General features: G+C 43.4%; 9 protein-coding genes. 8 read left to right on the plus strand and 1 reads right to left on the minus strand.

The window, feature by feature from the left end:
• The first annotated feature begins 136 nt into the window (after positions 1–136).
• The 3 genes from grpE to dnaJ all read left to right on the plus strand — a co-directional run bounded on the left by grpE (position 137) and on the right by dnaJ (position 4,242).
• Complete coding sequence (gene grpE / locus B5D54_RS15720) at positions 137–745, plus strand: nucleotide exchange factor GrpE (protein WP_078927510.1); 609 nt, start codon at positions 137–139, stop codon at positions 743–745.
• A gap of 244 nt (positions 746–989) precedes the next feature.
• The gene (dnaK, locus tag B5D54_RS15725) at positions 990–2,894 is read left to right on the plus strand and encodes a molecular chaperone DnaK (protein ID WP_078927504.1); all 1,905 of its coding nucleotides are present in this window, start codon (positions 990–992) and stop codon (positions 2,892–2,894) included.
• Between the two features lie 202 nt (positions 2,895–3,096).
• On the plus strand, positions 3,097–4,242 hold the full coding sequence (dnaJ, locus tag B5D54_RS15730) for a molecular chaperone DnaJ (protein ID WP_078927505.1): 1,146 nt from the start codon (positions 3,097–3,099) through the stop codon (positions 4,240–4,242).
• Positions 4,243–4,309: 67 nt separating this feature from the next.
• On the opposite strand, the gene B5D54_RS15735 is transcribed toward dnaJ, so the two are convergent.
• A complete protein-coding gene (locus B5D54_RS15735; RefSeq protein WP_078927511.1) occupies positions 4,310–4,744 on the minus strand; it encodes a type IV pilin protein in 435 nt (144 codons plus the stop codon).
• Between the two features lie 97 nt (positions 4,745–4,841).
• Between B5D54_RS15735 and B5D54_RS15740 the strand changes: the two genes are divergently transcribed.
• From B5D54_RS15740 to B5D54_RS15760, 5 genes are all read left to right on the plus strand, one after another.
• A complete protein-coding gene (locus B5D54_RS15740; RefSeq protein ID WP_078927506.1) occupies positions 4,842–5,354 on the plus strand; it encodes a pilus assembly FimT family protein in 513 nt (170 codons plus the stop codon).
• Positions 5,335–5,940: a PilW family protein gene (locus B5D54_RS15745; RefSeq protein ID WP_078927507.1), complete on the plus strand. Its 606-nt coding sequence runs from the start codon at positions 5,335–5,337 to the stop codon at positions 5,938–5,940. The genes B5D54_RS15740 and B5D54_RS15745 overlap by 20 nt, the downstream gene beginning before the upstream one ends.
• On the plus strand, positions 5,937–7,265 hold the full coding sequence (locus tag B5D54_RS15750) for a hypothetical protein (RefSeq protein WP_078927508.1): 1,329 nt from the start codon (positions 5,937–5,939) through the stop codon (positions 7,263–7,265). Before B5D54_RS15745 ends, B5D54_RS15750 begins: the two co-directional genes overlap by 4 nt.
• On the plus strand, positions 7,255–7,668 hold the full coding sequence (locus B5D54_RS15755) for a type IV pilus modification PilV family protein (RefSeq protein WP_078927509.1): 414 nt from the start codon (positions 7,255–7,257) through the stop codon (positions 7,666–7,668). Before B5D54_RS15750 ends, B5D54_RS15755 begins: the two co-directional genes overlap by 11 nt.
• 207 nt (positions 7,669–7,875) lie before the next feature.
• A partial coding sequence (locus B5D54_RS15760) for an IS110 family transposase (RefSeq protein WP_139364793.1) occupies positions 7,876–8,131 on the plus strand: 256 nt, incomplete at its 3' end.

Here is an 8,131-nt window from a genome sequence, read left to right on the forward strand (position 1 = left end):
CAACCGAATTAGGCTTGAATCAGATTTCATCATCCCCATAATAAAGGCAAGTTACGCTTTTATGCGAATTTTTGTGTCAGGAAACGAAGATAATTTGATTCTTAAACACAGTCGTGATGAGAATTCTGGAGATATCATGAGCAACGAAGAGAATAAAATCAAAGAGGAAGAGCTGCAGCAAGAGGCGGTAGAAGTAGAAGCGGACGTCGTAGGCAGTGATGAAGATATCGATTGGAATCAAGATGTTGAAGCAGAAGTGTTAGATGAGCAAGAAAGCAAAATTGCTCAATTAGAAGCAGCTTTGCTGGCCAGTGAAGCTCGGATTAAAGAGCAGCAAGAAGGGGTTCTTCGCGCTCGTGCTGATGTTGAAAATATGCGTCGCCGTTCTGAGCAAGAAATTGATAAAGCCCGTAAATATGCTTTAGGGCGTTTCGTTGAAGAGTTATTACCCGTGTTGGATAACTTAGAGCGAGCGATTCAAGCGGTCGATAATGAAAATGAAGTGATTAAGCCCTTTTTGGAAGGGGTTGAGCTAACCCATAAAACCTTTGTTGATGCGGTAGCAAAATTTGGGGTAACCGTGATTAACCCAGAAGGTGAACCTTTTAACCCTGAATATCATCAGGCAATGTCTATTCAAGAAAGCCCAGATCACGAATCGAATACAGTGATGTTTGTTATGCAAAAAGGGTATGAATTGAATGGTCGTGTGGTGCGCCCTGCGATGGTGATGGTGGCTAAATAAGCCTTCATCATGAACCATCTCTTCATTGGAAAGAAGCGAGGTCATAAGGCTTCGCTTTTTATTATAAATTCAAAAAAATTTTCACTTTCCCCTTGAAAAGGGGTTCTTTGCCCCTATCTATGGGGCATACGAGAAACAAACATCCACGTTTTTGTTTGTGAATGGGGTTGAAACCCAATTCTCCATCCCCACATTAGGGATATACAGCAAAACGAACATATAGAATTATTTCGGAGATAGCCTGATGGGTAAAATCATTGGTATTGACTTAGGTACAACTAACTCATGTGTAGCCGTGTTAGACGGTGACAAACCTCGCGTCATTGAAAATGCTGAGGGTGAGCGCACCACCCCTTCTGTTATTGCTTATACAGACGGTGAAACACTTGTTGGTCAACCAGCAAAACGTCAAGCTGTAACCAACCCTGAAAATACATTATTTGCAATCAAGCGTCTGATTGGTCGCCGTTTTGAAGACGAAGAAGTTCAGCGCGATATTGAAATCATGCCGTACAAAATCGTTCGTGCAGACAACGGTGATGCTTGGGTCGAAGCGAAAGGCCAAAAAATGGCTGCGCCTCAGGTTTCTGCTGAAATTCTGAAAAAAATGAAGAAAACAGCAGAAGATTATCTTGGTGAAAAAGTCACGGGCGCTGTTATTACGGTTCCGGCTTACTTTAACGATGCTCAGCGTCAAGCTACTAAAGATGCTGGCCGTATCGCGGGTCTTGAAGTTAAACGTATTATCAATGAACCAACCGCGGCAGCACTTGCTTATGGTCTTGATAAACAAGGTGGTGATCGTACGATTGCTGTTTATGACCTTGGTGGTGGTACGTTCGATATTTCTATCATCGAAATTGATGAAGTTGAGGGCGAAAAAACATTTGAAGTTTTGGCAACTAACGGTGATACACACTTAGGTGGTGAAGACTTTGATAACCGCATGATCAACTATTTGGTTGACGAGTTTAATAAAGAGCAAGGAATCAACCTGAAAAATGACCCTCTTGCTATGCAGCGTCTAAAAGAAGCCGCAGAGAAAGCGAAGATCGAACTTTCTTCAGCACAGCAAACGGATGTCAACCTGCCTTATATTACGGCAGATGCAGCGGGTCCTAAGCACATGAACATCAAAGTGACACGTGCTAAGTTAGAGTCGTTGGTTGAAGATTTAGTTCAGCGCTCTCTAGAACCATTGAAAGTAGCGCTAGCTGACGCTGATTTGTCAGTCAATAACATCACAGACGTTATTCTTGTTGGTGGCCAAACTCGTATGCCTCTTGTGCAAAAGAAAGTGGCAGAGTTCTTTGGTAAAGAAGCTCGTAAAGACGTTAACCCTGATGAAGCGGTTGCTGTGGGTGCGGCTGTTCAAGGTGGCGTTCTTGCGGGTGATGTAAAAGACGTACTACTACTTGACGTAACACCGCTGTCTCTAGGTATTGAGACCATGGGTGGTGTGATGACCAAGCTGATTGAGAAAAACACGACGATTCCAACCAAAGCGAATCAAGTGTTCTCAACAGCGGAAGACAACCAAAGTGCGGTAACCATTCATGTGTTACAAGGTGAACGTAAACAAGCGATGTATAACAAGTCTCTTGGTCAATTTAACCTTGAAGGTATTAATGCAGCTCCACGTGGTATGCCACAAATCGAAGTAACATTTGATTTGGATGCCGATGGTATCTTGCATGTGTCTGCTAAAGACAAACAGACCGGTAAAGAGCAAAATATTACCATCCAAGCTTCTGGCGGTTTGAGTGATGAAGAAATCGAAAAAATGGTTCAAGAAGCGGAAGCTAACAAAGAAGCGGACAAAAAGTTCGAAGAGTTAGCGACCGTACGTAACCAAGCGGACCAAATGATTCACGCGACACGTAAGCAAATCGAAGAGGCGGGTGATGCTTTACCTGCTGATGAGAAAGAAAAAATTGAAACGGCGATTAGTGAGTTAGAAACTGCGAAGAAAGGTGAAGATAAAGCCCAAATCGATGCAAAAGTTCAAGCTCTAATGACCGCGGCTCAGAAATTGATGGAAATCGCTCAACAGCAAGCTCAATCACAAGGTGCGAATGCTGAACAGCCATCTGCACAAGACGATGTGGTTGATGCTGAGTTTGAAGAAGTTAAAGACGATAAGAAATAATCGTGCTTAGCCCCGTTTGCTTTCTTGGCTAACGGGAGTCTAGATTGTCTTGCTTGCGGGCGTTTGGGGTAACTCTTACGCCCGCAAGTTTGTCATTATTCTTGTGTCTATAAAGATAAAGGGCCCGTTTAGAATCTTTATCTATATCGATACAACCACCAAGCGGTCAGTCCGTTTGCAGTAACAATTGGTGACTTACAACATGTCAAAACGTGATTTTTACGAAGTATTAGGCGTTAGCCGTGATGCCTCAGAGCGCGATATTAAAAAGGCCTATAAGCGCCTAGCGATGAAATTCCACCCAGACCGAAATCAAGGGGATACCAGCGCTGCGGATAAGTTTAAAGAAGTAAAAGAAGCGTATGAAATTCTGACCGATCCGCAGAAAAAGTCCGCTTATGATCAATATGGTCACCGAGCCTTTGAACAAGGGGCGGGCGGCTTTGGCGGTGGTGGCTTTGGCGGTGGTGGTGCTGATTTCGGCGATATCTTTGGTGATGTCTTCGGCGATATCTTTGGTGGCGGACGCCGTGGTGGATCGCCTCGTCCTCAGCGAGGATCTGATCTACGTTACAACATGGAACTGACTCTGGAGGAGGCGGTACGAGGTTGTAATAAAGAGATTGAAGTTCCTACTTTTGTTCATTGTGACAGTTGTAATGGCTCTGGTGCAAAGAAAGGCAGCAGTCCAGAAACGTGTCCAACCTGTCATGGGCATGGTCAGGTCCAGATGCGTCAAGGTTTCTTTGCAGTTCAGCAAACCTGTCCTACTTGTCATGGTAAAGGTAAGATTATTAAAGACCCATGCAATGTTTGTCATGGACAAGGTCGTAAGCAAAAAACCAAGACTTTGAATGTTAAAATTCCAGCCGGAGTGGATACTGGTGATCGCATTCGCTTAGCCAATGAAGGTGAAGCTGGGGAAATGGGTGCTCCAGCGGGAGATTTATATGTACAAGTGCATGTAAAAGAGCATCATATCTTTGAACGTGATGGTAATAATTTATACTGTGAAGTACCGGTGAGCTTTGCCATGGCGGCTTTGGGTGGGGAAGTTGAAGTGCCCACTCTAGATGGTCGTGTGAATCTTAAAGTTCCTGAAGAAACGCAAACCGGACGTATGTTCCGTATGCGTGGTAAAGGTGTGAAAAGTGTACGTGGTGGTGCTGTTGGTGATTTAATCGTTAAACTGGTGGTTGAAACTCCCGTAAAATTGAGCGCTCGCCAAAAAGAGTTGCTACGTGAGTTGGAAGAGTCATGTGGGGGAGAGGCGGCCAATAAGCACAAGCCAAAGTCTGAAGGTTTCTTCAATGGTGTGAAGAAGTTTTTTGATGATTTAACCAGCTAGTCTGTGAACCCTCAGATTTATAAGCCCCAAGCTTAGGTTGACTAAGGTTGGGGCTTTTCTGTTTCTATCACCAACATGAGGCGGGCGTTCTCTCTCCCGTACTTTTTAGCTCAAGTTTGGTATAGCGATGCCCTCGGCATTCATCGGTATTTTGGCCTTTGTTTGCAACGGGAGTGGCTGAAATGGTGTAACTTGCACCACTGATTTTTACGGCTAGGGTATAGCGGTCAGGGGCGGTATCGCACAACAGACAACGAGAACCTGAAAAAATGTTATCGCTCGAATAGCCTAAATGATAGTGTTCTTCTAAATAGAGCTGTATTTTTGCCATATCTGCCATCGCTTGGTTGCGATGAGCTTCTTTCACATAGCCGGTATAAGCTGGATAGGCGATCCCTGCCAAAACGCCAATAATAACGACAGCGATCATTAATTCGATCAGCGTCATACCCTGAGAGAATCGGATCAGTTTGTTACATCTATTTGTTCGAATCATGTCCATTCGTTCCATTAACCTGTCTTTTCCTATTGTTAGTAGCTGTTAGCATCAAAGCAAGTTGATTCAGTTTTATCTCACTGTTTGCAAAGGATTTTGGGAAATGGCTCGCGGCTTTACCTTATTGGAACTTCTTATAACAGTCAGTGTGCTGGCCATTATGCTTGCTTTTGCTGCACCGAACTTCACGAAAATGAATCAGCAAACGAAGATGATCTCTTTGGCAAATGAACTACAAGGTTTTTTTATTCAAGCGAAGTCTGAAGCGGTGTTTCGTAGTCAAAATTTATGGGTACATATTGAAGGAATGCCATCAACGACTGGAGAGTGGCGGTTGACGCTCTCTTCTTCTTCCATTTTACCTACTTCGGATTCACCTGAGATTATTGCAGTGTTATCTGGTGAACGTTATCGCAACCTATTTGTAGACAACACTGATTCCATTAACTCTGTGAAATTTGATTATGTTATGGGCAATCCGGTTCAGGCGGGAAGTCTGACGCTGAAGAAACATTTTCAAGATAGCGGGGGGATTAAAGTGATTATCCATAATCGAGCGGGGCGTATTAAAGTTTGTGGAATCTCTGGAGAGAGCTATGGTTTTGCTGGGTGCTAAACAAAAGCAATGGGGAAGCAGTTTAGTTGAATTTATGATTGCTAGTTTGGTTGGAGCGATTGCTTTAGGAATGATTGGGAGCCTGTTTTTATCCAACCAGAAAGCCTCACTTCAGCGTAGCAAAGAGATAATGTTACTCCAACAAATGAGTGTGGTATTGCACCAAATGAAAAGTGATGTGTTGCGTGCGGGTTATAATCACTTGGATAATCACTCGATCAAACTTTCCGGTGCTGATAGCCTTCTTTTTGTTGAACCCAATCAGATTGGGTACGTGTATCAAAACCCGATGGCAGTGAGTGCCAGTGTGAGTAATACGGTCTATCGTTTCGATAATAATGCGCTTAAATATTGCCAAAAAAGCCGAACAGAAGTGTTGTCGACAACTTCTGCTGCAACGGGGTGTTTTAACCTTTTTGACCCAAAGCAGGTCAAAGTCATTCGGTTTGCGGTTCAGTATGAACCTGTATTCGGTGAGAGCGTGCAAAGTGGCGTGATTTCGATTGTTCTGTCAGCCGCTTTGGTTAAAACGCCCTCTGTATCTCAAACTATGAAATTACGTCTGATACAAAGGAACTGGCAATGAAGCATTATCAACAAGGTGTTGCCACATTACTGATCACTTCTGTGTTACTTTCCGTTGCCTTGGTCGTGACCCTTGGTTCATATAAGAGCTTATTTTATCAAATTAAACGGGCTCAGAATGAAGTGAAAGCTCGTCAACAATATTGGATTGCAGAAGGGGGGCTAGAGTGTGTTTTTAGCTTAACCCAAGTCACGAAAAGCCTACCTGAAGCAAGTCACTATGCCGAGTGTAACTCACTGGGCCTTGTTACTTATCACTATACAAAACCCACACGAAACCAACTTAATGTGACGGCACAATATGGTTTTAGTCGCGTTCAAAAAACCATTACGTATCCGGCTGCCGCTTCTGGCGTATTGAGAGCCACGTCAAACTTGTACTTTTCTGGTGGGTTAGCGATGTTGGCAGACCCTGGGCTTGCTCTGGATGATAATCAGTGGGCTTGTACTATGTTGCGTTATAGCCAAGATTTTTTAGCCAATGGAACGATTCAGAATAAAGGATTAAGTGATACACATCCTCCGTACTTAGGATTCCCTAGTGGTCAATCTTGTGGTTCGGATTATGTGACCAGCACGAGTGTAAATTATGCGATGCCCACAGCCTTGAAAAAAGACTTCATTCAGGATGTTGATCAGACACCGTTTGAAGACTTATTTGGTGAAGCGCGACAAGATTGGTTCAAAATCATGTCCGATAGCCAGTTTAGTAAAATCTCGGCGAGCAATTTAGTTGATAGTAGCGGAAAGATGCTATTTACCCAACAAAGCTTACCCCCTCCGGCGGTAGTTCCTGATTGTGGGAGCAAAATTAAGGACAAGATTAAAACGGGGCAGGATCTCATCTGGATTTATGGGAGTTGTCATTTGGGAGAGAGTGATTTAACCGATATTGGTCAGGCGATAAGTTCTGCTAGTGGATTAGATGGGGTTATTTTGATGGTTCATAATGGTCTGTTCTCGACTAAAGGTGCCTTAACCTTCAAAGGTATGATTTATCACTTTATTTCTAATGCCTCAGATGGGACACCGGAATTTACCCCTAGCGCCACATTATGGAACAGTTTAAATACAGACCAAGCGGAGCAATTAAAAGGGACGGTGGATCATGAAAGCTTACCGTTGCCGAATGTCTCTGTCGGCAATACCGCCTATTTCCAAAATGGTGCTTTTTATCCCACGGGGGGATATGTGATGGATGCTCCTGAGACTTATGCCGTATTTACCTCTGCGATGGATTTTTTATTTAACCGGGATGCTATTGATATTCCACTAAGCAAAATTCGTCAGTTCAAATGGCAGCAAGGATCATGGTATGCGCAATAAGCCGTATGGATTTAGTTTAATTGAAGTAATGATTTCATTTGTCTTAATTGGTATTGGGGCGTTGGGGCTAGTTAAACTACAAGCCTATATAGAGCAACGAGCCGATTTTGCCATGCACAGTGTTCAGGCGCTTAATCTTGCTGAGCAAAAACTGGAGTGGTTTCGTACTCGTGGCGCATCAAGTACAGCTGCGACATTTCTGTTGGCTGATTATGTCGATGATCTTGTGGCTGGTGAAGATGCGACTCATCCTCTTTATACTCTTCAGTGGGAGATTCCTGCGGTTACAGTCTCTGGTGCGTTGAAAACAGTCGTAATTACCGCTTCTTGGTTTGATCGTCATGGAAACCCCCAACACATTGAATTGAAAACGATGGTGTCTAAATATAGTGAATTTGATTGATTTATCATCAATTCATTCCTATTTTTTCTGGCTGCTTTTTGTTGCCCATTTTTACCCCGCTAAGCTCTGTTAATTTTGTGGCTTAGTTATCGATTTGTCCTTCATTTGCGGATGAGTTGTTTTGGCTTTGATGTGATGGACGCACCTCCCTTCTAGCGTCGTTGTGCCAAACTAATAGTACAACCATTAAGAGCAGGAGTAACAAGTATGTCTATTAAAGTTGTCGGTATTGATATAGCGAAAAATCTCTTCCAAGTGTGTGTTCTGGGTACAAATGGACAAATTTTATCAAACAGAAAGGTAAAGCGAGATAAGCTTCTCGATACTGTCCGCCAACTACCAGAGCAAACTGCTCTAGCAATGGAGTCATGTGCAACTTCTCATCATTGGGGCAGAATATTTCAAGAGCTAGGATATACAGTGGCTCTTATTCCAGCTCAGCATGTAAAACCATTTGTTGGGC

This window comes from Vibrio cincinnatiensis DSM 19608 (assembly GCF_900167345.1).
GTDB lineage: Bacteria > Pseudomonadota > Gammaproteobacteria > Enterobacterales > Vibrionaceae > Vibrio > Vibrio cincinnatiensis.